Origin of the sequence: Streptomyces flavochromogenes (assembly GCF_000717595.1) — a bacterium.
Classification (GTDB): domain Bacteria; phylum Actinomycetota; class Actinomycetes; order Streptomycetales; family Streptomycetaceae; genus Streptomyces; species Streptomyces flavochromogenes.
The window spans coordinates 157,678-181,936 of sequence record NZ_JNZO01000022.1 but is presented as its reverse complement, the minus strand read 5'-3'; the positions used below and the strand labels follow the sequence as shown (position 1 = coordinate 181,936).

Sequence of the window (24,259 nt, the reverse complement as noted above, 5' to 3'; positions counted from 1 at the left end):
GCTAGCCCCGCACCCCTGGACCGACAAGCGCCCGGCCTCTACGCTCACCGGACGATCTGACGGAACGTCAGCCAAGAGGAGTCCGGTCATGGATCAGACCGCACACGCCCTGGGCGCGGCCCGCACACTCTGGGAGCTCGTCGAGCGCCGCGCCGCCCTCACCCCCGACCGGCCCGTCCTCCTCCAGGGCGACCGGGTCCTCACCTTCGGCGGGCTGCGCGAGCGCGCCGAGCGCTGCGCCGCGGGGCTCCACGCCATGGGGGTGCGTCCTGGCACCGTCGTCGCCTGGCAGCTGCCCACCCGCATCGAGACCGCGGTGCTCTCCTTCGCGCTCGCCCGCATCGGAGCCGTACAGACGCCCGTGATCCCCTTCTACCGGGACAAGGAGGTCGGCTTCGCGCTGCGCGAGTCCAAGGCCGAGTTCTTCGCCGTCCCCGGATTCTGGCGTGGATTCGACCATACGGAGATGGCGCGACGGCTCGGCGCGCACGGGATCTTCGAAGCGTACGACTCCGATTCCCTGCCCGACGGCGACCCGGCGGTGCTGCCCCCGCCCCCCGCCTCCGGGACCGACGTCCGCTGGATCTACTGGACCTCGGGCACGACCTCCGACCCCAAAGGCGTCCTGCACACCGACCGCTCGCTCCTCGCGGGCGGCTCCTGCCTCGCCCACGCGCTGCGGCTCACCGCGTCCGACGTCGGCTCGATGGCCTTCCCGTACGCGCACATCGCCGGGCCCGACTACACCGTGATGCTGCTGCTGTACGGCTTCCCGGCCGTCATGTTCGAACAGTTCGCGCTGCCCGACGCCCTCGACGAGTACCGGCGGCACGGGGTGACGGTCGCCGGCGGCTCCACCGCCTTCTACTCGATGTTCCTCGCCGAGCAGCGCAGACAGCCCGGCGAGCCGGTCATCCCCACCCTGCGGCTGCTCGCGGGCGGCGGGGCGCCGAAGCCGCCGGAGATCTACCACGCCGTACGCAAGGAGCTGGGCTGCCAGCTCACCCACGGATACGGCATGACCGAGGTCCCCATGATCACCATGGGCGCGCCCGACGACACCGCCGAGAACCTCGCCACCACCGAGGGCCGCCCGCCGGCCGGCATGGAGATCCGGATCACCGGCTCCGGGGAGGTGCGGCTCCGCGGCGAGGCCGTCTGCCGGGGCTACCTGGACCCGGCGCAGACGGCCGCCGCCTTCGACGAGGACGGATTCCTCGTCACCGGCGACGTCGGACACCTCACCCCGAGCGGGCACCTGGTCCTGACCGGCCGCGTCAAGGACATCATCATCCGCAAGGGAGAGAACATCTCGGCCAAGGAGATCGAGGACCTCCTCCACGGGCACCCGGACGTCGGCGACGCCGCCGTCATAGGCCTCCCGGACGCCGAGCGCGGCGAGCGCGTCTGCGCCGTCGTCGAACAGCCCCCGGGAGCCGGCCCGCTGACCCTCCCGCTGGTGACGGCCTTCCTGCGGGAGGCGGGCCTGTCGGTCCACAAGCTGCCGGAGCAACTGGAGGTGGTGGACGCGCTCCCCCGCAACGAGACGCTGCGGAAGGTAATGAAGTACAAGCTCAGGGAGCGATTCGGTCGGTGACCCTCTGCCCGGGGAGGGGCGCGTCGGCGACCGCCGCCGCCGGAAGCGCCCCCGGCACGTCCTCGTACACCTCGAAGAGGCGCCGGACGCCGAGCGCGGTGAGAACCCGGCCGACGTGACCGTCCCGGTCCTCGGGGAGGATCAGGCGCAGCCGGCCGCCGCAGGAGCGGAGCAGCCGGCGGGCCGCGATCAGCACCCCCACCCCGCTGGAGTCGCAGAACCGCACCGCGGACAGGTCGATCACCAGGTCGTGGCGGCCGCCCGCCACGGCGTCGTGGACGCGGCGGCGTATCCGGGGGGAGGTGACCAGATCCATTTCGCCCCGTACACGGAACACCGTCCAGGAGCCGTACTCGTTCTCGTCGACCTCGATCGTCGTCACGGTCGCCGCCTGCCCCACCGGCACGGTCCGAAACCCCCGGGCGCGGAGATGACGCTTTCCTTACCATCCGGGCCCGCGTCAAGGGCGCACTTGCGGCAAACACGGGTGCGTTGTCGGAGCGGCACACTACTTTGGAGTAGAGACGGAGAGCCGCCGGAGCCGGGAGGGGCGAGGGTCGGATGGCGATGGACACACCACCGCGCTGGGACCGCAGGATGCAGCAGCGGCTGGCGCGCGGCGAGGCGGCCGCGCTCGGCGAGCTGTACGACCGGTTCGCCGCCCTGGTGCACAGCCTCGCCCACCGGGTCCTCGACGACGACGACGCGGCCGACCAGATCACCCGCGAGGTCTTCGGCTACATCTGGGAGAACCCGGACGCGTACGACCCGAAGCAGGGGAACCTGCGCTCGTGGGTGGCCAAGCTGACGCAGCGGCAGGCCGTGCACCGTCTGCGGCAGGCCGAGACGACGGCGTACGCGGAGACGGGCCGGGGTTCGGCGGAGGAGCTGGAGCAGAAGGTCCGGCGGGCCTCGGTCGCGGCCCGCGCCGACTACATCGTGACGTCCATGCCGACGCCGCTCCGTGCCGCGCTCGAACTGGCGTACTTCCAGCGGCGGGACTACCGGCAGACCGCCGCCGACCTCGGCGTCACCGAGGACGAGGCGCGGCGGCGCCTGCGTCTCGGACTCCAGTTGCTCTCCTCGGCGAACCGGCCCTTCTCCGAGGGCGGCGGTCCGCCCGGCTACGGACGGGCGCGGTGACCCGGGCGAACGGCGACGACGGGGACGACGTCGCACGCGCCCCGTGGATACCGGGACCGCGTCGGGCGGCTGACGACCACGCGGACCTGACGGCCGACCCGGGTGGAGCGCCGGAGGAGGAGAAGCCCGGGGCGGAACCCGAGCCCGACGTACCCGTCCTGACGCACGGGGTGCTCAAGTCCCTTCTCGGGGCCTGGGCCCTTTCGGCGTGTTCGGCCGGGGAGACGCAGGCGGTCGAGGACCACCTGACGGCCTGCGCGCCGTGCGCGGACGAGGCGCTGCGGCTGCGGGACGCGGTGGCGCTGCTGCACGAGGACCGCGATCTGGACCTCGACCCGCTGCTGCGGTCCCGGGTCCTGGAGAACTGCCTGGGCCGGCGTCCGGCGCGCATCCCGGTGCCGGAGTGGGTCACGCCGTACGACGCGGAGACCGCGCGGCTCGACGCCCTGCTCCGGGACATCGGCGAGTCGGAGTGGCACGCGCCGGTGCGGCTGAAGTGGTACGAGGAGGGCCGGATCGTCCGCCGGAAGGCGACGGTCGCCGGCGTCATGGGTCATCTCCTCGCGGTGGACGGGCTCGTGTCGGCGGCGCTCGGCCTGGAGGACCCGCTGGGCGCGGGGACCCCTGAGCTGTCCCCGTCGGAGCGGACGGAGGCGCTCTGGTCGGGCCTGGACCGGCCGCCGAACCGCTCGATCCGCGGCCCGTGGCGGGACCAGAGCCACACGCTGATCCGCACGGTGTCGTTCGCGGGGCGCGGCGTGGCGGACCTCACGGTCACGTACAAGGACTTCGCGCTGCCGCTGCGGGACTCGCTGCTTGAGCGGGCGTTCGAGTGCTGGGTACACGCGGACGACATCGCGAACGCGGTGGCGTACCCGTACGCGGCACCGAGCGGGGCGCATCTGCACAGCATGATCGACCTGGCGGCCCGGCTGCTTCCGGGCGCCCTGGCCAACCGGCGCCGTACGGGCCTGGCGTCGCCGGCCCGCCGTCTGGTCGCGGCGGGCGCGCCGGGCCGCTCGCTGCACCTGGAGGTGGAGGGCGCGGGCGGCGGCCACTGGTACATCGCCCTGGACTCCCCGGCGGCGCTCGGCTCGCCGGAGCAGGTGGTGGCGCAGGTGGCGATGGACGGAGTGGAGTTCTGCCAGCTGGTGGCCGGGCACATCTCCCCGGAGGAAGCGGCGGCGGGCCAGGACGGCGACCGCGAGGCGATCAGGGACGTCCTGTCGGCGGCGGCGTCGTTGAGCCGGCTGTAGGTCGCGCCCGCGGACTCCGCGACGGAGCGTGCCTCGCGCGGGGGCGACGACGGCGGAGCCGACCGCCGCCCAAGACGACGCCGCGTGCCGACGGCCGGCCGGCCGGCGGTGGCGGGTGGGACGCGGTGGTGAGTGTTACCCGGTGGTGGATGTCACGCGAAGACCACCGTGCGGCGGCCGTTCAGCAGGATGCGGTGCTCCGCGTGCCACTTCACCGCGCGGGCCAGCGCCTGGCACTCCACGTCGCGGCCGATCGCGACCAGCTGGTCCGGGGTCACGTCATGGGCGACGCGCTCGACCTCCTGCTCGATGATCGGGCCCTCGTCGAGGTCGGCCGTCACGTAGTGGGCGGTCGCGCCGATCAGCTTCACGCCGCGCGCGTGCGCCTGGTGGTAGGGCTTGGCGCCCTTGAAGCTCGGGAGGAAGGAGTGGTGGATGTTGATGATCCGCCCGGAGAGCTGCTTGCAGAGGTCGTCGGAGAGGACCTGCATGTAGCGGGCGAGGACGACCAGCTCGACGTTCTCCTCGCGGACCAGGTCCAGGAGCTCGGCCTCGGCCTCCGCCTTGGTGTCCTTGGTGACGGGGATGTGCCGGAAGGGCAGCCCGTACGAGCCGACGAGTTCCTCGAAGTCGCTGTGGTTGGAGACGACGGCCACGATCTCGACCGGCAGGGCGCCGAGCCGCGAGCGGAACAGCAGGTCGTTCAGGCAGTGGCCGAACTTCGACACCATGAGGACGACCCGCATGCGCTGGTCGGCGCGGTGGATCTGCCAGTCCATCTCGAAGGAGTCGCCGACGGCGACGAAACTGGCGCGCAGCTTGTCGACGTTCACGGGGGCCTCGGCCGAGAAGTGGACCCGCATGAAGAAGAGCCCGGTGTCGCGGTCTCCGAACTGCTGACTGTCCTCGATGTTGCACCCGGTGATGAAGAGGTAGCTCGACACGGCGTGCACGATGCCCTGCTTGTCGGGGCACGAGAGGGTGAGGACGTACTGGTCGGTCATCCCGTCAGCCTGCCATATCCGGCGGTGCGCGGTGACCCACCGTCCGTCAGACGGACCCCGTCATGATGTGCAGCACGTCCAGGGAGCGCGGTGGCGTGTCCGGGTCCTCCCCGTCCGCCTGCGCGAGGCGTACGTGGGCCTCGCGGGCGGCCCGTACGGCCTCGGGCCACCCGGGGTGCTGGAGGTAGGCGGAGACGGGGGCGTCGGGGCCCACCTGGTGCATGATGCGCAGCACCCGGAGGACGGCGGCGTCGACGAGGGCGGCCTCGCCGGTGTCGCGGAAGATCGAGCCGACGTACTTCTCGGCGGACCAGTTGTCGAGCCAGGTGTCCTCGACCAGGCGGTAGACGGCGTCGGTGACGTCGCCGTACCCGTCGAGGCCGGCCAGCCAGGTGGTCTCGTGGAACCCGGGGTCGGAGAGCATGTGCAGCGCCGAGCGCACGTTGCTGCGCCAGCGCCACCACGGCATGTCGTTGAGCGGCATGCCGCCCATGGTGGAGGAGCGACGGCCGCGACGGGAAGAGTTAACCGAACCGGAGACTGGACTGGACACGTTTCGATCGTACGTTCCCGTGTCCGGTAACCGGAGCCGCCCCCTCGTAGCCCCCGTAATTCACCTTCACGTCACCCCGCGTTGAACCATGCTCACTCCCGCGTTACCCGTGAGGCGGAAATGTGCGTGTCCATGACCGGACGGCGACTGACCTCACTCCTCGCGTACGTCACGACCGCGACGGCCGGAGCCTCGTTGCTCACCGGTTGTGGCGTGCTCCCTGGAACCACGGGGGGTTCCAGGGAGCCCGTCACCGTGATGACGTGGGCTCCCGACCAGACCCGTGCCACCAATATGCCCGGAATGCCCGCCATGGCCCAGACCTACGCCCGCTGGGTCAACTCCCAGGGCGGCATCGACGGCCACGAGCTGCGCATCCTCACCTGCAACGAGCACAACACCACCACCGGCGCGGCCGCCTGCGCCCGCCGGGCCGTCCGCGAGAAGGCGGTCGCCGTCGTCGGCTCGTACAGCCAGAACGGGCGCGCCTTCATGGCCCCCCTGGAGGCCGCGGGCATCCCGTACATCGGCGGCTACGGCATTTCCGAGGACGAGTTCACCAGCCCGCTCTCCTACCCCGTCAACGGCGGCCAGGCCTCGCTCATCGCCGGTCACGGCATGCAGCTCGCCGCGTCCTGCCGCAAGGTCTCCCTCGTCCGGCCCGACACCCTCGCCGGCGACAAGCTCCCCGAGCTCCTCAACTCGGGCCTGCGCAAGGCGAGCCACCGCAGCGCCATCGACATCCCCGCCGTCGAGGACGCCGCCGAGTACACCGAGCCCGCCGTCAAGGCCCGCGAGAAGGCCGGCGCCGAGGACGGCTGCGTCACCGCCGTGCTCGGCGAGCGCACCCAGACCTTCTTCGACTCCTTCCGTCGCCTCCCCCAGCAGGAGAGCGACAGCGGGAACGGCGACGGCTCCGGCGACGGCTCCGGCGACGGCTCCGGCGAGAAGAAGGACGGCGTGCGGATCTCGTCCGTCCTCGGCAGCGTCGGCCAGCCCGTGATCGACCGCACCGGCGGCGCCCACAGCCCCTTCGAGGGCGCGTTCGTCACCGGCTGGTACCCGGAGGCGTCCGACAAGAGCTGGGCGCCGATGCGGAAGGTCATCCAGGAGCACGCCTTCGCCGACAACCGGGTCGACCCGGCCGACGCGGGCGTCCAGACCACCTGGATCGCCTACACGGTCCTCAAGGAGGTCGTCGAGACCCTCGACGCCGACAAGATCACCGCCACCCAGATCGCGTTCGCCCTCGACCGGGGCGCTCGGATCGACACCGGCGGCCTGACCCCGACCCTGCGCTGGAAGTACGAGGACCTGCTCGGCGCCCCGGGCTTCCCCCGGATCGTCAACCACGAGGTGACGTTCCAGATGGTCCGCAAGGGGCAGCTGGTGGCGCAGCGGCCCGGTTTCGTCGACGTCGGCGAGACCGTCCTGAGCGCCCCCTGAGTCCCTCCCCCGCCGCGGCCGGGGCCGCGGCGGGGCCGTGCTCGCGGCGGGGCCGTGTTCGTGGCGGGGCTACGGCCGGGCCGCGGCCGGCGCTACAGCTGGGTGTACGTCCGCTTCTCCAGGCCGTACTTCGTGGCCGTCGGGTTCCACAGCGAGGCAGCCTGCTTCTTGGCCGCGGTGGCCTCGCCGCTCTTGGCGTTCGCCGCGGCCTTGTGGTTGGTCGTGCGGGCCTTGCCGCCCTTGCACGCCTTCTTGTCCTTCATCTGGTCCGCCCAGGCCGCGTAGTGGTCGTCCGCGGAGGCCGAGGCCTGCCAGGCCTTGGTGAGCGCGGCCGTCAGGGCCGGGTTGTCCGGGATCTTGTCGACCGACAGCGACTGGAGCTTGGTGACCAGGCTCCGGCGCTGCTCGGCGGCGCCCCGCAGGTCGCTCGCCGCCTTGTCGAGGTTCTTGCACTGCTCGATGGCCGCGACCGAGCTGATCACCGTGTTGCGGCTGTCGCTGCTGGTCGCGAGGAGCTTGCTCAGCTCCTGCGCCTGCGGCTCCGCCGGGTCGGCCGGCTTCTCGGTGGGCGCGGTCGAGGCCTCGCCGGACGGGGCGGCGGAGCTCTCCGCCACGTTCTGGCTGCCCTTCTTGGGGTCCTTGTCCTCGTCGCCACCGCTGAGCAGCGCGCCGGCACCGAGGCCCACGACCGCGCAGCCGACGACGACGGCGGCGATCAGCGCGACCGGGGACTTGCGGCGCGGGGGCTCGGGGTCGGCGCCGTCGTCGTAGTAGGCACCCTCGTACGCGTACTGCTGCGGGGGCGCCGGCGGCTGGTGGTACTGCTGGTGCTGCGGCGGCTGGTGCTGCTGCTGATACGGGGCCGGGGCGGGCTGCTGGTACGCCTGCGCGTGCGGCTGCTGCGGGGCCTGCGGCGCCCGCGGCGCCTCCGTACGGAAGAGATTGTCGAACTCGGCGGGCGGCTGCCGCTCACCGGGCTCCTGCGCCGGTACGGGGGCGATGTACTGGGTCGCGTCGGAGGCGCCCGCGGGCCCGGGCCCCTGCGCCTGGAGCGACCCGGTGCCCAGGAACTGGGTCTGGGCACCCCCGCCCGGCTGCGGCGGCACGGGGGCGATGTGCTGGGTGGCCTGCATGTCCCCGGCCGGCGGCGGATAGCCGTACCCGGGCCGCTGACCGGCCTGCGGCATCCCGCCCGGCGCCTGCTGCGGGTACCCGTAGCCGGGCTGCTGCCCCGGCGCCTGCGGCATTCCGCCCGGCACGGGGGGCATCCCGCCCTGGACGGGGGCCACCGGCGGCATCCCGCCCGGGACCGGTGCCATGTGCTGGGTCGCCTGCATGTCGGCGCCGCCCGGGGCGCCCGGTCCCGGGTAGCCGTAGCCGGGCTGCGGCGGCGGGACCGGCGGCAGGTACTGGGTGGACTGCATGTCGGCGGCGCCGCCCGGCGACGCCTCCGGAGGCAGGGGCTGCGCGGGCGGCAGCGGCTGCCCGCCCGGCGCCGCGCCGGCGGGACCCCAGGCGCCACCGTACGGCTGTGCTCCCCCTTGGGCGTTCTGCGCGGGGGGCACCGCCGGGTACTGCGGCTCCGGACCCTGTCCGTTCTGCGTCACCGGGACTCCTACTGATGGACCTACGGAATCGTCGGCTCACGCTACCGGGTGCGCCCGGGGCTCCGCACACACGTGTGAGCCCGGTTACACAACCTTCTCGAACGGCACCGCTCCCAGCAGGGACTAAGCGGCATAGAGCTCCATGCGCGCCCCGAACTCCCGTACCACCGCCTCCCCCGCGTACGGCTCCAGACGCTCCCGCAGGTCTTCCAGGTACTCCGCGCCCCTCGACGACCGCAGCGTGCCGAGCAGTTCGAGCGCGCGCGTGCCCGTACGGCAGGCCTGCTCGACCTCGCGCTGCTGGACCTGCGCCGAGGCGAGCAGGGCGAGGCCGATCGCCCGGCGCCGCGCGCGCGTCTCCGGGTGTCCGGCGATCGACTCCTCCGCCGCCCGCGCCGCGGCCTCCGCCTGTCCCAGATCCCGGTAGCAGTGCGCCAGTTCGTCCGCCAGGTACGCCTGGTCGAAGTGCGCGATCCACGCCGGGTCGTCGCCCGACTCCGGATCGGCCTGCTCCAGGGCGCGCACGGCACGGCCCGCCGCCGTCTCGAAGGCGCTGAGGTCCCCGAGCAGGGCGTGCCCGCGCGCCTCGGCCGCGTGGAACATCGCCTCCGCGCGCGGCGGCACCTTCCCGCGCGCCCCCTCCTGCGCGGCCCGCGCCAACTGGGCGATCTCCCGGGGGTTTCCGAGCTGCGCGGCGAGGTGGCTCATGGAGGCGGCGAGGACATAGCCGCCGTAGCCCCGGTCGCCGGCGGCCTGCGCGAGCCGCAGCGCCTGGATGTAGTACCGCTGGGCGAGGCCCGGTTCGCCCGTGTCCACCGCCATGTACCCGGCGAGTTCGGTCAGTCGGGCGACCGCCGCGAACAGCTGCCGGCCGACCGCCTCCCGGTACGAGCCGGACAGCATCCCCGAGACCACGCTGTTGAGGTAGTGGACGACCACCGGGCGCACATGCCCGCTGCCGAACCGCCGGTCGAGGTCGACGAGCGCCGCCGTCATCTCCCGTACGGCCGCCACGTCCGCGACCCCGACGCGCGCTCCCGCCATCCGGGCCACATGGGTGTCCGGGCCCGTGATCAGCCAGTCCCGGCTGGGCTCGACGAGCGCGGAGGCCGCGACCGTGGAGCCGGAGAGGAAGTCCCGGCGGCCCACGTCGCTGCGCCACAGCTCGCAGACCTGCTCGATCGCTCCGGGCACGGTCGGCGCGAACTGGAGCCCCACCCCGGCCGCGAGGTTGCGGCCGTTGGCCATGCCGACCTCGTCGATCGTGACCGTACGGCCCAGCTTGCGGCCGAGGGCCTCGGCGATGATCCCCGGCGCGCGCCCCCGCGGCTGCTGCCCGCGCAGCCAGCGCGCCACCGACGTCTTGTCGTACCGCAGGTCGAGGCCGCGCTCCGCGCCGACCATGTTGACCCTGCGGGCGAGGCCGGCGTTGGAGCAGCCGGCCTCCTGGATGAGCGCCTGGAGCCGTTCGTTGAGCTGACGCGGAACGAGTGGCCTGGCTGCCATGAGTACCCCCTGAGGCCGTGCGGTGATCACCGAGAAGAGATCACTGCCCGGTGAATATCCGGTCAATGCCGATGTGAACACGCGAAACCGGACACGTCGGCCGCGGCTTCGCCACCGGCGCCCCCACCTGTCCGTACCCACCCCAGCTCCCCGGCCCCCCGCGCGCCCCCGCCCGTGCACCGATGCGCCCCGCGTGCAGGATCGATGCCTCACACCGCTCCACGCCCTGGCCGTAACCCCAGGTGGCGGGGGAAGTTGTGTTCCACGTGGAAGAGACCATCGGAGTCACGGAAGCCGCACAGATCCCCAAGCAGCGCGGCGAGCAGCTGCTGGACAGTGCCGTGCGGTACGCGGAAGAGCGGCACTGGGACGTGTTTCCCGGGACCTGGTTGGAGGCCGTCGAGGGCCGGGAGCGCTGCTCCTGCGGTGCGGACGCGTGCGCCGTGCCCGGCGCCCACGCCGTCAGGCCCGACTGGTCGACCCAGGCGACCGGCAGCGGCGTCGGAGCCCGGCGGATGTGGTCGAAGCAGCCGAAGGCGTCGATCCTGCTGCCGACGGGCCGTACGTTCGACGCCATCGAGGTGCCCGAGTCGGCCGGGTTCCTGGCGCTCGCCCGGATGGAGCGGATGGAGCTGACGCTCGGCCCGGTCACCTGCACCCCCGACCGCCGGATGTTCTTCTTCGTCCTGCCGGGCGCCGCGACCAAGGTGCCCGACCTCGTCCGCAAGCTCGGCTGGGTCCCGGCCTCCATCGACCTCACCACCCGCGGCGAGGGCCACTACGTGGCGGCCCCGCCCACCCGCATCGGCGGCAGCGGCGCGGTCCAGTGGGCCCGCCGCCCCACCCCGGCGAACCGCTGGCTCCCCGACGCCGAGGAACTGATCAGCGCCCTCGCGTACGCGTGTGGCCGGGAAGCGGCGGAGGCGAGAAGCCGCACGTCCTGACCCTGGGTCCCCCGCGGGCCTCACCCTTAGGGTGGGGCCCGTAAGACACACGGGGACCCCGCCGTGCGCATCGAGGGCCTGTGGAAGCGATTCGGCCAGCAGATCGCGGTGAACGGCATCGACCTGGTGCTGCCCGCCGGCAGGTTCATCGGGCTCGTGGGACCCAACGGCGCCGGCAAGACCACCACCCTCTCGATGATCACCGGTCTGCTCCGTCCCGACCAGGGACGCATCCAGGTCGCAGGGCACGACGTATGGGCCGACCCCGAGTCGGTCGCCCAGGTCAAGGCCCGGATCGGCATCCTGCCGGAGGGCCTGCGGCTCTTCGAGCGGCTGTCCGGCCGCGAACTCCTCGCGTACAGCGGGCGGCTGAGGGGGCTCCCCGGCGCCGAGGTCGACAAGCGGGCCGCACAGCTCCTCGACGTCCTCGACCTCACCGGCTCGCAGAACAAGCTGGTCGTCGACTACTCGACCGGTATGCGGAAGAAGATCGGGCTCGCGGCGGCGCTCCTCCACAACCCCGAGGTGCTCTTCCTCGACGAGCCCTTCGAGGGCGTCGACCCGGTCTCGGCGCAGACCATCCGCGGCGTACTGGAGCGGTACACCTCCTCCGGCGCCACCGTCGTCTTCTCCAGCCACGTCATGGAGCTCGTCGAGTCGCTCTGCGACTGGGTCGCCGTGATGGCGGCGGGCCGGATCCGCGCCCAGGGCACGCTCGCGGAGGTACGGGGCGACGCGCCCTCGCTGCAGGCGGCGTTCCTGGAGCTCGTCGGCGCGAGCGGCCGCGAGGCTGCGGGCGACTCGCTCGACTGGCTGGGCGGCGGGGCGGGGGCTGCCGGCGGGGCCGGTGCTTCGGGCGGGGCCGGTGCTTCAGGCGGGGCCCAGCGATGAGTGCCTTCCCGACCACGGCCACCACCGGCACCGCGACCCCGGCCGGGCCCGTCCCCTCCCTCACCTCCGTCTTCGTACGGCTCAAACTGAGCCTGCTGCGCAACGGGCTGCGGCAGTCGGGCGGACGGACGGCCGCGTACATCCTGTCCATCGTCTTCGGAGCGGTCTTCGCCGCGGCCCTCCTGCTGGCCTTCGTCCTCATGCGGGGCAGCGCCGACGCCGACAGCATCGCGATCCTCCTCACGGGCGGGCTCGCGCTCTCCTGGACGGTGATGCCGCTGTTCATCCCGAGCGGTGACGAGACCCTCGACCCGTCGCGGCTCGTCATGCTGCCGCTGCGACCGCGGCCGCTGGTCCGCGCGCTACTCGTGGCCTCCCTCGTGGGCGTCGGCCCCGTCCTCACCTTCGTCCTGGCCCTGGGCGCCGCGCTGTCCGTCGCGCACGGCGCGGCCGGCACGGTCCTCGCCGTCCTCGCCGTACCGCTGACGGCCGTGACGTGCGTGGCACTGTCCCGGGCCGTGGCCGCCGCCAACGTCCGGCTCCTCACCTCCCGCAAGGGCCGGGACCTGGCACTGCTCAGCGGCCTGATCATCGCCGTCGGCATGCAGGTCGTGAACTTCGCCGCCCAGCGCCTGGGCCAGGCCGGCGGTCTGGAGTCGCTGGAACCGGCGACGGCCGTCGTCGGCTGGCTGCCGCCGGCCGCGGCGATCGCCGCGGTCGACTCCGCCAGCGAGGGCGACTACGCGGTGGCGGCGGTCCGGCTGCTTCTCACGGCGGCCACGCTCGCGGTGCTCGTGCACTGGTGGCAGCGGAGCCTCGTACGGCTGATGGTCGAGCCCGACGGCTCCACGATCGGCGCGGCCTCCGACGCGGGCGTCCGTGACAAGGCCGACGGTACGGGGTGGCTCGCCAGGATCCTGCCGGGCGGGCGCACGGGCGCGGTCATGGAGCGCAGCCTGCGCTATCTGTGGCGCGACCCGAAGACGAAGGCCGGGGCCGTGACCTCGCTGGCCCTGGGCCTGATCGTCCCGCTCGTCAACGCGCTCCAGGGCACCGGCTCGATCTACTGGGCGTGCTTCGCCTCCGGCATGCTCGGCATGCTGATGTACAACCAGTTCGGACAGGACACCTCGGCGTTCTGGATGGTCGCCCAGACCATCTCGACGACGGCCGACGCGTACGCCGAACTGCGGGCGCGGGCCCTGGCCCTGCTCACGGTCACCCTCCCGTACGCCGTCTTCGTCACGGTCCTCACGGTCGCCGTCCTCGGCGAGTGGACACGGCTCCCGGACGCCATCGGCCTGGCGCTCGGCCTGCTCGGCGCGATGCTGGCGACGGGCTCGGTGGCCTCGGCCGCCTTCCCGTACTCCATCCCGCAGGACAGCGGCTACAAGAACGTGGCTCCGGGGCAGGGCGCCCTGGCGTGGATCTCGATCCTCGGCGGCATGCTCACGGCCCCGCTGCTGTGCGCGCCGCTGATCGGCGCGACGATCTACCTCCATGTCTCCGACCAGCAGTCCCTGCTCTGGCTGCTGCTCCCGGCCGGCACGCTCTACGGCGCGCTGATGATCTGGGCGGGCCTGAAGGTGGCGGCGCCGCGGACGGCGAGGCGGCTGCCGGAGATCCTGGCGGCGGTCAGCAAGGGGTAGTCGCCGCCGGTCGCCGGTGATCGGCCCTCACGGATACGGCGATGGCCCGCCCGGGCGAACCGGGCGGGCCGTCGCCGTATCCACAGCGTCGCCACGGCGTCGCTGCGGCACTCTGCGGCGTCTCCTCAGCGCCGGGTCTGGGTGACGCGCCACAGACGGCGGGGCAGGTCGCCCTCCTCGAAGTCGATCACCTCGTCGAGGGTCCAGCCGTCGGCGAGGGCGTCGACGAGGGCGCGGGGGAAGAAGTGCACGGCGAAGCCGCCGTGCTCCCAGATGTCGTCGCCGTGACCCGTCCCGGCGCCGTAGTGGGCGTCGTCGGTGTGCCGGACGGTGTAGACGAAGGTGCCGCCCCGTCGCAGGACGCGATGCACCTCGGCGACGAGGGCGTGGATCTCGTCGGTGGACAGGGCCATGCACAGCAGCATGTGGGCGAACACCGCGTCCACGGAGGCGTCGGCGAACGGCAGCGGTTCGCGTACGTCGACGACGGCGGTGGCCACCCGGTCGGCAAGGTCCTCGGCATCGGCCCGGGCGCCCAGCTGGTCGAGCGCGACGGGGCTGAAGTCGGCGGCGGTCACGGTGAGCCCGGAACGGGCGAAGAACAGCGCGTCGCGGCCGTGCCCGGCACCCAGTTCGAGGACGTGGCGGGCGCCCAGGGCCAGGAACACCTCGGCGGCGCGGACGGCCGGGGCGGAGGGCTCGGCGCCGTACATCCCGGGGTGGGTGCCGTAGGTCCGCTCCCAGTGCTCGCTCTGGGAGCGGACCGTCCCGCGCCCGGCCGCTCCGTCGTCGTCGCCGTCGGTGCTCGCGTCCGCGTCCGTGCTCATCGCCGCCCTTTCGTCGGGCCCAGCCTAGGGCGGGTGGTGAGGGACAGCCTCCCGAGGCCGCCGTCCTGCTGACGCCCGCCGCGGTCCCGCACCCGCTACGCGTACTGGCCGGGCCGGTAGTCGCCGGCGGGCTGCCGGGTGATGGCGTTGCCGCGGTTGAAGGCGTTGATGACGGCGATCTGGGACACCAGGGCGGCGAGCTGCTCGTCGTCGAAGTGCTTGACGGCCTCGGCCCAGGCCTCGTCCGAGACCCCGGACCCGTCGGCGAGGCGGGTGCCCTGCTCCGTGAGCTCCAGGGCGGCGCGCTCGGCGTCGGTGAAGACGGTGGCCTCGCGCCAGGCGGCGACCATGTGGAGCCGTACCGAGGTCTCCCCCGCGGCGGCGGCGTCCTTGGTGTGCATGTCGAGGCAGGCGCCGCAGCCGTTGATCTGGCTGGCGCGAATCCTGACGAGCTCCTGGGTGGCGGCGGGGAGTGACGAGCCCTCGGCGATCGCCTTGTTCGCCGCGATGATGTGCTTCCAGGCCTTGATGGCGACCGGGCTGTCGAACATGTTGAGGCGTGCACTCATGACGAGCTCCTCCGTCGTGGTCGATGACTCCACCCTCCGGACGGAACGGGCGCGACGGGATGTGACATCACGGAAGGTGACGTACGTCTCCCCCGGAGGCACGGCAGCCCGGTGGGGCGGCAGCCCGCCCTGCAGCCATGCAGCCCTGCAAGGCGGCCGCCCGGCGGCCCCTAGGCCGGGTCCCGGGAGATCGCCTCGATGCGCTCCAGGTGCTTCTCGCCCCATTCTCCGAGCGGCCCCATCGCCTCGTTGAGGGAGCCGCCGAACTCGGTGAGGGAGTACTCCACCTTGGGCGGGACCTGCTGGTGGACCTCGCGGTGCACCAGGCCGCCGGCCTCCATCTCACGGAGCTGGAGGATCAGCATCCGCTCGCTGATGCCGGCCACCGTCCGCCGCAGCTCCCCGAACCGCAGCGGTCCCTCGCCCAGCGCGAAGAGGATCAGCCCCTTCCATTTGCCGCCCATCACGGCGATGGCGGCGTCGAGTCCGCAGGTGTAGGTCCGCCCAGTCATCAGCAATCACCCCTACAGAAGTGTGGGTACCGAACAGAATTGTAGGTACTTGTCGGAATGTGTGTGCCGCTCCAGGATGAGTGAAGTGCCGTGACGGACAAGCCTGTTGGCGAACCGCGGCGCCACTCGACGCACGCGCCCGCAGGTTTCTGCGTGCCTGCGAACCACCGACAACCCGCTGGAGTGACTCATGTCCGAAGCCCAGTCCGCGCCCACCCCCGTGACCGTGATCGGGCTCGGTTCGATGGGCCGAGCACTGGCCGAGGCGTTCCTCGGCGCAGGGCACCCGACGACGGTCTGGAACCGTACGCCCGCCAAGGCCGCGCCGCTGGTCGCCGAGGGCGCCGTCCACGCCGGATCGGTGCGGGCCGCGGTGGAGGCGAGCCCGCTGGTCGTGACCTGCCTGACCACCTTCGACGACACCCGTACCGCGCTGGAACCGGCCGGGGCGGCACTGTCCGGGCGGGCCCTCGTCACGCTGAACAGCGGTTCGCCCGCCGACGCCCGTGCGACGGCGGGCTGGGCCGCCGGTCACGGCGCCAGGTTCCTGGCGGGCGCGGTCAAGAACGTGCCGGCGGCCGTGGGAGCGCCGGACACGCTGCTGTACTACGGCGGCGACAAGTCCGTCTTCGACGAGTACGGGACGGCCCTGCGGGTGCTGGGCGGCGACACCGTCCACCTGGGATCCGAGACCGACCTGGCCGCGTTGTACGAGATGGCGGTGGGCGCGATGCTGCTGCCCGCGCTCGTCGGGTTCTTCCAGGGTGCCGCCGCGCTCCAGGCCCGGGGCCTCGACGCGGCCGGCATGGTGCGGTTCGCCGGCAAGTGGCTCGACATGATCAAGTCCCTGCTGCCGGGCTACGCCGAGGAGATCGACAGCGGCGACTACACGGACGGGGCCTCTTCCGTGGGCATGTTCCTCGCGGGCGCGGCCCACGACAAGGCCCTGGGCGAGGAGACGAACGTCGACACGACCTGGATCGACCCGCTGAACGACCTGCTGCGGCGCGCGGTCGAGGCGGGCCACGGCAGCCACAGCATCTCGGCCCTGACCGAGGTGCTCAGGGGGGAGGCCTCCCCGGGCGCACGGCACTCGTCGTGAGACCTGCCCGACCCGGCCGTTCGTGGTGCTCGGCCCCGACGGGCCTGACGTCGGGAGCCGTTTCCGCTCCGGCCGGTCCCGCAGCGCGACCCCGGCCGCCCCTGAACTCCCGCCCTCCGGCCCGCCTCCGAGGGCGGCGCCTCACCGCAATTCGGATGCGCGGAGCCCCGTCGTCTGCGACCCTCGCGCCTTGTGACCCTTGACGACCTTGTAATTCGGCGTGCCGGCGACTCCGACGCGACCGCGGCAGCCGAGGTGTGGCTGCGTTCCTTCGGCGCGGCGCTGCCGACCGTACGCCGCGCGCACGACGACGACGCGGTACGGGGCTGGTTCACCCATGTCGTCGTGCCGCAGCACGAGACCTGGGTCGCGGTCGCCGGGGAGGCCGGCGTGGTGGGACTCCTCGTGCTCGACGGCGGGGACCTGGAGCAGCTCTACCTCGACCCGTCGTGGCGCGGCCGCGGCCTGGGCGACCGCTTCGTGGAACTGGCCAAGCGGCAGCGGCCGGAGGGCCTGGACCTGTGGACGTTCCAGGTCAACGCGCCGGCGCAGAGGTTCTACGAGCGGCACGGCTTCGTCGAGGCGGAGCGGACGGACGGGCAGCGCAACGAGGAGGGCGAGCCGGACATCCGCTATGTGTGGCGGCCGGTGAAGGACTGATCCGGGACAGCGCGGCCGGCTACGGCGCGGGGGCCCCGGGGACGGCGCCGTAGCCGGCCCGCTCCGCGCGGATCAGGGAGCGGAGCGCCGCGTCGCGCGGCGGTCGAGGACCGCCCCGCCCGCGTACCGCGCCGAGGAACCGAGTTCCTCCTCGATCCTGATCAGCTGGTTGTACTTCGCGGTGCGGTCGGACCGGGACAGCGAGCCGGTCTTGATCTGTCCGCAGCCGGTCGCCACCGCCAGGTCCGCGATGGTGGTGTCCTCCGTCTCGCCGGAGCGGTGTGACATGACGACGGTCCAGCCGGCGCGGTGCGCGGTGGCGACCGTGGCGAGGGCTTCGGTCAGGGTGCCGATCTGGTTGACCTTGACCAGGACCGAGTTGCCGACACCGGTACGGATGCCCTCGCGCAGCAGGTCCTCGTTGGTGCAGAACACGTCGTCGCCGGTGAGCTGGCAGCGGTCGCCGACACGGGCGGTGAGCTCCCGCCAGCCGTCGAGGTCGTTCTCGGCCATCGGGTCCTCGATGGAGACGATCGGGTACGCGTCGATCAGCTTGGCCAGGTAGTCGGCGTGCTCGGTGGGCGTACGGCGGACGCCCTCGCCCGTGTACACGTACGCGCCGTCCCGGAAGAACTCCGACGAGGCCGGGTCCATGATCAGGCCGATGTCCGTGCCGGGCCGGTAGCCGGTGCGCTCGACGGCCGCCATGACGAAGTCGAGTGCCTCCTCGGCGGTACGGAGCGCGGGCGCGAAGCCGCCCTCGTCGCCGACACCGGTGGCGTGTCCGGCGGCCAGCAGGTCGCGGCGGAGGGTGTGGAAGACCTCGGAGCCCATGCGTACGGCTTCGGCGAAGGTCTCCGCACCGATCGGGGCGATCATGAACTCCTGGAAGTCCAGCGGATTGTCCGCGTGCGCGCCGCCGTTGACGATGTTCATCATCGGGAGCGGGAGGAGCCGGGCGTCGGCGCCGCCGAGGTGGCGGTAGAGCGGCTGTCGGTGGGCCGCCGCGGCGGCCTTCGCGACGGCGAGGGAGACGCCGAGAAGGGCGTTGGCGCCGAGCCGGGACTTGTCCGCGGTGCCGTCGAGCGCGATGAGCGCGGCATCGAGTCCGGCCTGGTCGTCGGCGTCGCGTCCGACGACCGCGGCCGCGATGTCGCCGTTGACGTGGGCGACGGCGCGGTCGACGCCCTTGCCGTGCCAGCGCCCGGGGTCCCCGTCCCGCAGCTCGACGGCCTCGCGTGCGCCGGTGGAGGCGCCGGAGGGGACGGCGGCGCGGCCGAGGGATCCGTCGGCGAGGAGGACATCGGCCTCGACGGTGGGGTTGCCCCGGCTGTCGATGACCCTGCGGGCGGTGACGGACGTGATGACGGTGGTCTCGACTGTCGTGGAAGCCATGGGAGGTCCTTCGTGTGGAGGCGCGCCGCGGCCCTGCTGCGACAGCGCTGGCGCGTGCCGCGGCACCGCCGACTCTACAGCAAGGCTGCACAGTTTTGCTGTTCAGTTGTGCTGTGCAGTTCGGCTGTGGAGCCGTACCGCCGGGGCGTACCACCGGTTAAAGTGGCCTATGCCCACCCCGGAACCTGCCACCGTCGCCACCGAACTGCGTACCGCGATGGGCAAGCTCACGCGGCGCGTGAAGCACGAGGACCAGATCCCGCTCGGCCACGTGTCCGTGCTCGGCACCCTGGATCGCGACGGCGCCATGACGACCAGCGACCTGGCGACGGACCAGCGCGTACGGCCCCAGTCCATGGCCCGCTCGGTCGGGCTGCTCATGGATCAGGGGCTCGTCGTCCGCCGGGCCCACCCCACGGACGGCCGCAAGTCCCTGGTGGAGCTCTCCCCCGCGGGACGGGCCGCCCTCGACGCGGAGCGCGGGCGCAGGGTGGGCTGGCTGGCCCAGGCGATCGAGCAGGAGCTCACGGGCGAGGAGCGCGAGGTGCTGGCGCGCAGCGCCGCCCTGATGGAGCGGCTCGCCGCGCGCTAGCTAGGGCCGGTCGTCCGAGCCGGTGGCCGTCCACGGCACCTCGACGACGAAGAACAGGAAGTTCGGCTTGGTCGAAAGATCGCGGAAGCCGTCGGGGAACAGCTCCCGGGCCGCCGGGTCGGGCTGCGGCTCGCTGAGGGTGGAGAGCCGGAAGCCGGCAGTGGTGAAGGCGTCTATCATCGCGTGCAACGGCCTGCGCCAGAACCGCATGGGGACGGACCGCCCGCCGAACGTCCAGTCGAAGGTATAACCGGTGGTCGCGAAGTAGTCGGGCCGGGGGTCCTGGAAGGCGTAGGCCACGGACGGATGGTCCACCGACGCGATCAGGCGGCCGCCGGGCCGGAGCACGCGCCGCAGCTCGGCCAGCGTCGGCCCCCAGTCCTCCAGGTAGTGCAGCACCAGCGACGCGGCCACGTCGTCGAACGCCCCCTCGTCGAACGGCAGAGGGTCACGCAGATCGGCCACGTGCAGGGCCGTGTCGTCCCCGAGCCGCCGCCTGGCCAGCGCCAGCATCGCGGCGCTGGCGTCGACGCCGGTCACGACCGCGCCGCGCTCGCGCAGCGCGGCGGAGAGGGAGCCCGCACCACAGCCGGCGTCCAGGATCCGCCGGCCGGCCACGTCTCCGGCGAGGGCGAGCATCGCGGGCCGCTCGTAGTAGGCGTTCACGAGGTTGTTCTCGTTCTCCGCCGCGTACGCCTCGGCGAAGCTGTCGTAGTCGTTCAACCGGCCTGTATCCCCTGCCGATCGACGCCGGGCGGCACTCTCTCGACCATCGGTTACGCGTTCCATCCGTCGCAGCCTAGTTCCCCTCCGGAAACCGATTCCGGAGTCCTGTCACAACGTCGCGGTGCGCTCCGTCAGTGCTGTGAGGACGCCGACAAGGCCACGACGAAGGAGAACAGCGATGACGAACACGAACTCCACCACGACCGCCACCACCCCCGGGACCTCCATCTCCCGGATGCCCGACCCCGGTGCGTTCGTGCCCGAGTTGAGCGACATCAGCGCCGCCCTCTTCCGGGCCACCGGCAACCGCTCGGTGCCGCGCGCCACGATGAGCCTCGTCCACCTGCGGGCCGGGCAGATCGTCGGCAACACCTACCTGACGATCCTCAACACCGGTTTCCTCCGCAAGGCCGGCCAGTCCGAGGAGCGCATCACCGCCGTCTCCTCCTGGCAGGACGCCCCCTACTTCACCGCCGCCGAGCGCGCCGCCCTCGCCCTGGTCGAGGCCACCCTCCAGCCCGCCCCGCACGGCCGGGAGCGCGTCTCCGACGAGCTGTACGCCGAGGTCGCGAAGCACTACGCGGAGAAGGCGCTGGCCACCCTGACCATCGCGATCGGCCAGATCAACTTCTTCATCGCCCTGGCCGTCATCGGCAAGCCGCAGCCGGTCGGCTCCCTCGCGGACGAGCAGTGGGACTGACCCGCCACTGAGCGGGGTCGCCCCTCCTGGCCCGCCCCCGTCCGATGGGCTGCGGCGGCCTCGGGCATCATGAGCGGATGCCGGACACCGCAGCACGCACCGCCCTTCTCGATCACCTCCGCCGGACACTCCCCGGTCGCGTCATAGACGAGGTCGCAGGGGTGGACGGGCCCATCGAGGATCGCGTGCCCGGATTCCGGGTGTTCCGGATTCATCCCGCGCATCCGGGCGACTGGTGGCTGTACGTGACGTCGGGCTGCTGGGAGGCGACCCAGCAGGACGGCCATGGCACGGAGTTCTTTCTCGCGGCCCCGCGCGACGAATGGACCAACCTGGAGAGCGTCACCGTCAACGCGTACTACCACTGCGGACCGGAGCACCAGCGACTCGACGTCGGACACACCGTCCCCATCGGCCGACCGTGGATCGACGACTCCGACTGCGACCACTACCTGGTGAGCCTGCCGTATCCCTTCGGACCCGACTTCGAGGTCTGCGAGTGGGCCGGCGGAGCCCATGCCCGGATCCTGTGGCTGCTGCCCATCACCGAAGCGGAGAAGGTCTTCCGTCGGGAGAGGGGGCTCGAGGCACTTGAAGTCCGGTTCGACGAGCAGGAGATCGACCCCGTCGATCCCGAACGGGCCTCCGTGGTCTGAGGCGGGCGGGCGGGGTCCGCGGCCGGCGGGTACGGCGAAGGCCCCCACCCCGGGATACGGGAGCGGGGGCCCACGACCGTCAGGACCGGTGGATCAGAACGCGCCGTTCAGCTGCCACCAGGTGTCGGTCTCCAGGGAGCCGGGTCCGAACGTGCCCGTGCCCGTGCCCGGGTACATCACCAGCGCACCCGCGCCCCGGTGCTCGGGAGTGACGTAGCCGGCGTTCGTGATCGCGGACAGGTCGTTGCGGCCGTCCCCGTTGTGGTCGCCGACGGCCAGGACCGAGGCCATGGAGTTCCAGCCGCTGCCCACGAGCGAGCGAGCGCCGAGGGCACCCGCCTTGCCCGGGTAGAGCCACAGCTTGCCCGTGGACGCCTCGCGGGCGATCAGGTCGGCCTTGGCGTCGCCGTTCAGGTCGCCCGGCGCCGCCAGGGAGTTCATGGCGTTCCAGCCGCCCGCGCCGAGGAGCGTCCGCGCGCCGAGCGTGCCCGTGGGCGTGCCCGGGTACAGCCACAGCTTGCCCGTGGACTTCTCGACCGCGAGGACGTCCGAGCGGCCGTCGCCGGACAGGTCGCCGAAGGCGGTGACGCTGTTCATGACGTTCCAGCCGCCGGCGCCGATCAGCTTGCGGGCGCCGAGCGTGCCGGCACCGGTGCCGGGGTACAGCCACAGCTTGCCGCTGGCCGCCTCGCGGGCGATGACGTCCTCGCGGCCGTCGCCGGTGAAGTCTCCGTGCCGGACGAGAAGGTTCATGACGTTCCAGCCGCCGGCGCCGACCAGCTTGCCGGAACCGTCACCGGGAAGGAACCAGAGACGGCCGGCCATGTCGCGGACGAGGACGTCCGAGGTCCGGTCGCCGTTCAGGTCGCCGAAGCCGCCGGCCTTGGGGGCCTGGGCCGCGTACCACTCCGGGTACGGGTCCATGGCGCACTCGCGCTCGGTGGGGACGAACTTGACCGAGCTGACGGAGTTGCTGCCGGGACCGCCCCATTCGGTGCCCGAGGGGTTCGGGTCCATGACGCCGATGCCGCCGTCGAGGCCGTGGTTGGCGTCGTCGTACAGGCAGGCGAACTTGTTCGTGCGGTTCATCACCGACCGGAACGTGTTGTCCCAGGTCCCGAGCGTCGACACGCTCGCGTTCGTCTTGTACATCGTCCCGGAGCCGTTGTCGGTCTTCCAGGCGCAGAAGTAGCCCGACGGGCAGTCGCCGAGCGCGGCCTGAGCGGGCGTCGCGCCCGCGCCGAGGAGCCCGGCCGAGCTGAGCCCCAGCGCCGTGGCCACCGTGGCCAGACGCCGCAGCATTGAAGTGCGCATGCATGTCCTCCCTGAGACGGCGCGGAGAAGGCCTCGAACGCGCCGCGACAGGGAAGGTACCTTGTCGTGCCGGCGCGTCCGTCAGGAGGGTGGCCTCTCATTGTGGGCGGCCTGCCGAAACCCGTCCTACGAGGTCAGGACGCCGTTCAGGAAGGGCCCTACCGCCTCGCGCCAGGCCTCCGGGTGGGTGTAGTGGAGGAGATGGCCGGCGTCGGGGATCTCCGCGTAGGCGCCGTGCGGGAGGACGCGGACCATCTCCTGTGCCTCGGCTCTGCCCAGCTCGCCGTCCAGGCCGCGGACGACCAGCGTGGGGCAGCGGACCTGGGCCAGGGACTCCCAGTGGGCGTCGTGCACCCAGGTCTCCCGGGAGGTCAGCATCTGCTCCGGGTCGAAGACCGGACGCCAGCCGTCCGGGTGCTCGGCCATCACTTCGGCGAAGAAGGCGCCCCGGGCGGGGTTGGGGCGCTCGACCCACGGGTCCTCCTCGCCGAACCAGCGGCGGACGGCGTCGAGCGACGGGAACGGGGCCGGCCAGCGACGGAACCAGTCCCGCCACTCGCGCTGCGAGGCCGCGCCGAGCGCCGAGGCGCGCATGTCGCAGATGACGAGGGCGTGGACGAGGTCGGGCCGCTCGGCGGCCAGCTGCCAGGCGGTGAGGGCGCCCATGGAGTGGCCGATGAGGGTGACCGGGCCGAGGCCGAGCTGCTCGACGGCGGCGGCCGCGTCCGCCACGTACGCCTCACGGGTGAAGGAGGCGGCGGGGGGCTTGTCGCTGTGTCCGTGGCCTCGCTGGTCGAGGGCGACGGTGCGGGGGCGGCTGTGGGGGTGGGAGGTCGCGTCGGGGCGGGTCGCCGCTTCCACGAGGCGGCTGATCGCCGGGGCCCAGTGGGCCGCGTGGCCCATCAGACCGTGGAGGAGTAAGACGCCGGGGCCGGCCTGCGGGACGGTCCCGGGCGTGAAGTCCCAGGCCGCCAGCCGTACGCCGTCGGCCCCGGTGACGTCGAGTCGTCGCGCCATCCCTGGCACCCCCTCTTCTTGCCGTCGAACCACGCCAGACTATCGAACTCGCATTCGAAAATGCGCTCCTGCCGCGCAACACCCCTCGTTCGAGTGACAGGCCTCAAGGATTGACGGACGCTGCCGAGGGGAGATCTTGAACGGGAGGCGGACCGCTCGGGGAAAACGGTCCGAGGGGATTGACCTTGAGAGCTCGGGGCTCCAGGTCAGCACAGGGGAGGACAGGCCCCGGCGCCGCGAGGCGCCGGGGCCCTCTGCTGTCCGGGCCACACGGGAGCCTGTTCCCGTACGCGGCAGGCGCGAGCCCGCTTCCGCCCGGGGCACGCGGGCCGCCGGGGCGAGCGACATCCGGCGTACGGCTTCCGCGTGCCGCACAGCCCTCACCCCTCCCCGGTCTCGCACCGCTCCACCCCTCGTATCGCACCACTTCGCCCCAGCGTGGCACGGCGAGGGCGCGGGCGTAGCCATTCCGGCGTAAACCGGGGCGCACAAGGGCCGTTGGCCCGGGAGCGACACTCGAACGTGTCCGGTTCCGGCGCCATCGAACACCGGTTCCCCAGGGCGGAGACGCCGAAGGGTGCCCCACCGGCCGT

General features: G+C 72.6%; 24 protein-coding genes. 12 read left to right on the top strand and 12 right to left on the bottom strand.

Annotated features, from left to right (window positions below; genetic code table 11):
- Positions 1 to 88 precede the first annotated feature (88 nt).
- On the top strand, positions 89 to 1,597 hold the full coding sequence (locus IF00_RS0126705) for a class I adenylate-forming enzyme family protein (protein WP_030322259.1): 1,509 nt from the start codon (positions 89 to 91) through the stop codon (positions 1,595 to 1,597).
- Here the strand turns inward: IF00_RS0126705 and IF00_RS0126700 are convergent.
- Entirely contained in the window at positions 1,575 to 1,979 is a 405-nt protein-coding gene (locus IF00_RS0126700) for an STAS domain-containing protein (RefSeq protein ID WP_051820636.1), read from the bottom strand. The two genes, IF00_RS0126705 and IF00_RS0126700, sit on opposite strands and share 23 nt — an antisense overlap.
- 179 nt (positions 1,980 to 2,158) lie before the next feature.
- Here IF00_RS0126700 and IF00_RS0126695 point away from each other — a divergent pair, with 179 nt between their 5' ends.
- Positions 2,159 to 2,740 (top strand): sigma-70 family RNA polymerase sigma factor, encoded by a 582-nt coding sequence (locus tag IF00_RS0126695; protein WP_030322256.1) that lies wholly within the window; start codon positions 2,159 to 2,161, stop codon positions 2,738 to 2,740.
- Positions 2,737 to 3,996 (top strand): maleylpyruvate isomerase N-terminal domain-containing protein, encoded by a 1,260-nt coding sequence (locus IF00_RS0126690; RefSeq protein WP_030322255.1) that lies wholly within the window; start codon positions 2,737 to 2,739, stop codon positions 3,994 to 3,996. Before IF00_RS0126695 ends, IF00_RS0126690 begins: the two co-directional genes overlap by 4 nt.
- A gap of 152 nt (positions 3,997 to 4,148) precedes the next feature.
- On the opposite strand, the gene purU is transcribed toward IF00_RS0126690, so the two are convergent.
- Together purU and IF00_RS0126680 are read right to left on the bottom strand one after the other, a co-directional pair.
- Positions 4,149 to 5,000, bottom strand: a complete 852-nt coding sequence (purU, locus tag IF00_RS0126685; protein ID WP_030322252.1) for a formyltetrahydrofolate deformylase — start codon at positions 4,998 to 5,000, stop codon at positions 4,149 to 4,151.
- Positions 5,001 to 5,046: 46 nt separating this feature from the next.
- Positions 5,047 to 5,493 carry an SCO4402 family protein gene (locus IF00_RS0126680; RefSeq protein WP_030322250.1) on the bottom strand — a complete coding sequence of 149 codons (447 nt, stop codon included), beginning with the start codon at positions 5,491 to 5,493 and terminating at the stop codon, positions 5,047 to 5,049.
- 192 nt (positions 5,494 to 5,685) lie between these two features.
- Between IF00_RS0126680 and IF00_RS0126675 the strand changes: the two genes are divergently transcribed.
- On the top strand, positions 5,686 to 6,999 hold the full coding sequence (locus tag IF00_RS0126675) for an ABC transporter substrate-binding protein (protein ID WP_037639108.1): 1,314 nt from the start codon (positions 5,686 to 5,688) through the stop codon (positions 6,997 to 6,999).
- Between the two features lie 92 nt (positions 7,000 to 7,091).
- Here IF00_RS0126675 and IF00_RS0126670 read toward each other — a convergent pair whose 3' ends face one another.
- Positions 7,092 to 8,606: a hypothetical protein gene (locus IF00_RS0126670; RefSeq protein WP_030322247.1), complete on the bottom strand. Its 1,515-nt coding sequence runs from the start codon at positions 8,604 to 8,606 to the stop codon at positions 7,092 to 7,094.
- 123 nt (positions 8,607 to 8,729) lie between these two features.
- Positions 8,730 to 10,112, bottom strand: coding sequence for an NsdA family TPR-like regulatory protein (locus tag IF00_RS0126665; protein WP_030322245.1), 1,383 nt, complete (start codon positions 10,110 to 10,112; stop codon positions 8,730 to 8,732).
- Between the two features lie 257 nt (positions 10,113 to 10,369).
- Between IF00_RS0126665 and IF00_RS0126660 the strand changes: the two genes are divergently transcribed.
- The 3 genes from IF00_RS0126660 to IF00_RS0126650 all read left to right on the top strand — a co-directional run bounded on the left by IF00_RS0126660 (position 10,370) and on the right by IF00_RS0126650 (position 13,596).
- Positions 10,370 to 11,056, top strand: coding sequence for a bifunctional DNA primase/polymerase (locus tag IF00_RS0126660; RefSeq protein WP_030322243.1), 687 nt, complete (start codon positions 10,370 to 10,372; stop codon positions 11,054 to 11,056).
- 63 nt (positions 11,057 to 11,119) lie between these two features.
- Positions 11,120 to 11,947 (top strand): ABC transporter ATP-binding protein, encoded by an 828-nt coding sequence (locus IF00_RS0126655; RefSeq protein WP_051820629.1) that lies wholly within the window; start codon positions 11,120 to 11,122, stop codon positions 11,945 to 11,947.
- A complete protein-coding gene (locus tag IF00_RS0126650) occupies positions 11,944 to 13,596 on the top strand; it encodes a hypothetical protein (RefSeq protein WP_030322240.1) in 1,653 nt (550 codons plus the stop codon). The genes IF00_RS0126655 and IF00_RS0126650 overlap by 4 nt, the downstream gene beginning before the upstream one ends.
- A 125-nt stretch (positions 13,597 to 13,721) precedes the next feature.
- Here IF00_RS0126650 and IF00_RS0126645 read toward each other — a convergent pair whose 3' ends face one another.
- From IF00_RS0126645 to IF00_RS0126635, 3 genes are all read right to left on the bottom strand, one after another.
- Entirely contained in the window at positions 13,722 to 14,423 is a 702-nt protein-coding gene (locus IF00_RS0126645; RefSeq protein ID WP_030322238.1) for a class I SAM-dependent methyltransferase, read from the bottom strand.
- 95 nt (positions 14,424 to 14,518) lie between these two features.
- Complete coding sequence (locus IF00_RS0126640; RefSeq protein ID WP_030322237.1) at positions 14,519 to 14,992, bottom strand: carboxymuconolactone decarboxylase family protein; 474 nt, start codon at positions 14,990 to 14,992, stop codon at positions 14,519 to 14,521.
- Positions 14,993 to 15,162: 170 nt separating this feature from the next.
- Positions 15,163 to 15,504, bottom strand: a complete 342-nt coding sequence (locus IF00_RS0126635; protein ID WP_030322235.1) for a winged helix-turn-helix transcriptional regulator — start codon at positions 15,502 to 15,504, stop codon at positions 15,163 to 15,165.
- A gap of 190 nt (positions 15,505 to 15,694) precedes the next feature.
- On the opposite strand from IF00_RS0126635, the gene IF00_RS0126630 reads away from it, so the two are divergent.
- A complete protein-coding gene (locus IF00_RS0126630) occupies positions 15,695 to 16,606 on the top strand; it encodes an NAD(P)-dependent oxidoreductase (protein WP_030322229.1) in 912 nt (303 codons plus the stop codon).
- A gap of 192 nt (positions 16,607 to 16,798) precedes the next feature.
- Entirely contained in the window at positions 16,799 to 17,266 is a 468-nt protein-coding gene (locus IF00_RS0126625; protein WP_030322227.1) for a GNAT family N-acetyltransferase, read from the top strand.
- A gap of 72 nt (positions 17,267 to 17,338) precedes the next feature.
- On the opposite strand, the gene eno is transcribed toward IF00_RS0126625, so the two are convergent.
- On the bottom strand, positions 17,339 to 18,661 hold the full coding sequence (gene eno / locus IF00_RS0126620) for a phosphopyruvate hydratase (protein WP_030322225.1): 1,323 nt from the start codon (positions 18,659 to 18,661) through the stop codon (positions 17,339 to 17,341).
- A gap of 169 nt (positions 18,662 to 18,830) precedes the next feature.
- On the opposite strand from eno, the gene IF00_RS0126615 reads away from it, so the two are divergent.
- On the top strand, positions 18,831 to 19,253 hold the full coding sequence (locus IF00_RS0126615) for a MarR family winged helix-turn-helix transcriptional regulator (protein WP_030322224.1): 423 nt from the start codon (positions 18,831 to 18,833) through the stop codon (positions 19,251 to 19,253).
- Here IF00_RS0126615 and IF00_RS0126610 read toward each other — a convergent pair whose 3' ends face one another.
- On the bottom strand, positions 19,254 to 20,042 hold the full coding sequence (locus IF00_RS0126610; RefSeq protein WP_030322222.1) for a class I SAM-dependent methyltransferase: 789 nt from the start codon (positions 20,040 to 20,042) through the stop codon (positions 19,254 to 19,256).
- Positions 20,043 to 20,157: 115 nt separating this feature from the next.
- On the opposite strand from IF00_RS0126610, the gene IF00_RS0126605 reads away from it, so the two are divergent.
- Positions 20,158 to 20,679, top strand: coding sequence for a carboxymuconolactone decarboxylase family protein (locus IF00_RS0126605; protein ID WP_030322220.1), 522 nt, complete (start codon positions 20,158 to 20,160; stop codon positions 20,677 to 20,679).
- A 77-nt stretch (positions 20,680 to 20,756) separates the two neighbouring features.
- Positions 20,757 to 21,335 carry a suppressor of fused domain protein gene (locus IF00_RS0126600; RefSeq protein ID WP_030322218.1) on the top strand — a complete coding sequence of 193 codons (579 nt, stop codon included), beginning with the start codon at positions 20,757 to 20,759 and terminating at the stop codon, positions 21,333 to 21,335.
- Positions 21,336 to 21,428: 93 nt separating this feature from the next.
- Here the strand turns inward: IF00_RS0126600 and IF00_RS0126595 are convergent, their stop codons facing one another.
- On the bottom strand, positions 21,429 to 22,649 hold the full coding sequence (locus IF00_RS0126595; RefSeq protein WP_030322216.1) for an FG-GAP-like repeat-containing protein: 1,221 nt from the start codon (positions 22,647 to 22,649) through the stop codon (positions 21,429 to 21,431).
- A 126-nt stretch (positions 22,650 to 22,775) separates the two neighbouring features.
- Positions 22,776 to 23,666 (bottom strand): alpha/beta fold hydrolase, encoded by an 891-nt coding sequence (locus IF00_RS0126590; RefSeq protein ID WP_030322214.1) that lies wholly within the window; start codon positions 23,664 to 23,666, stop codon positions 22,776 to 22,778.
- Between the last annotated feature and the right edge of the window lie 593 nt (positions 23,667 to 24,259).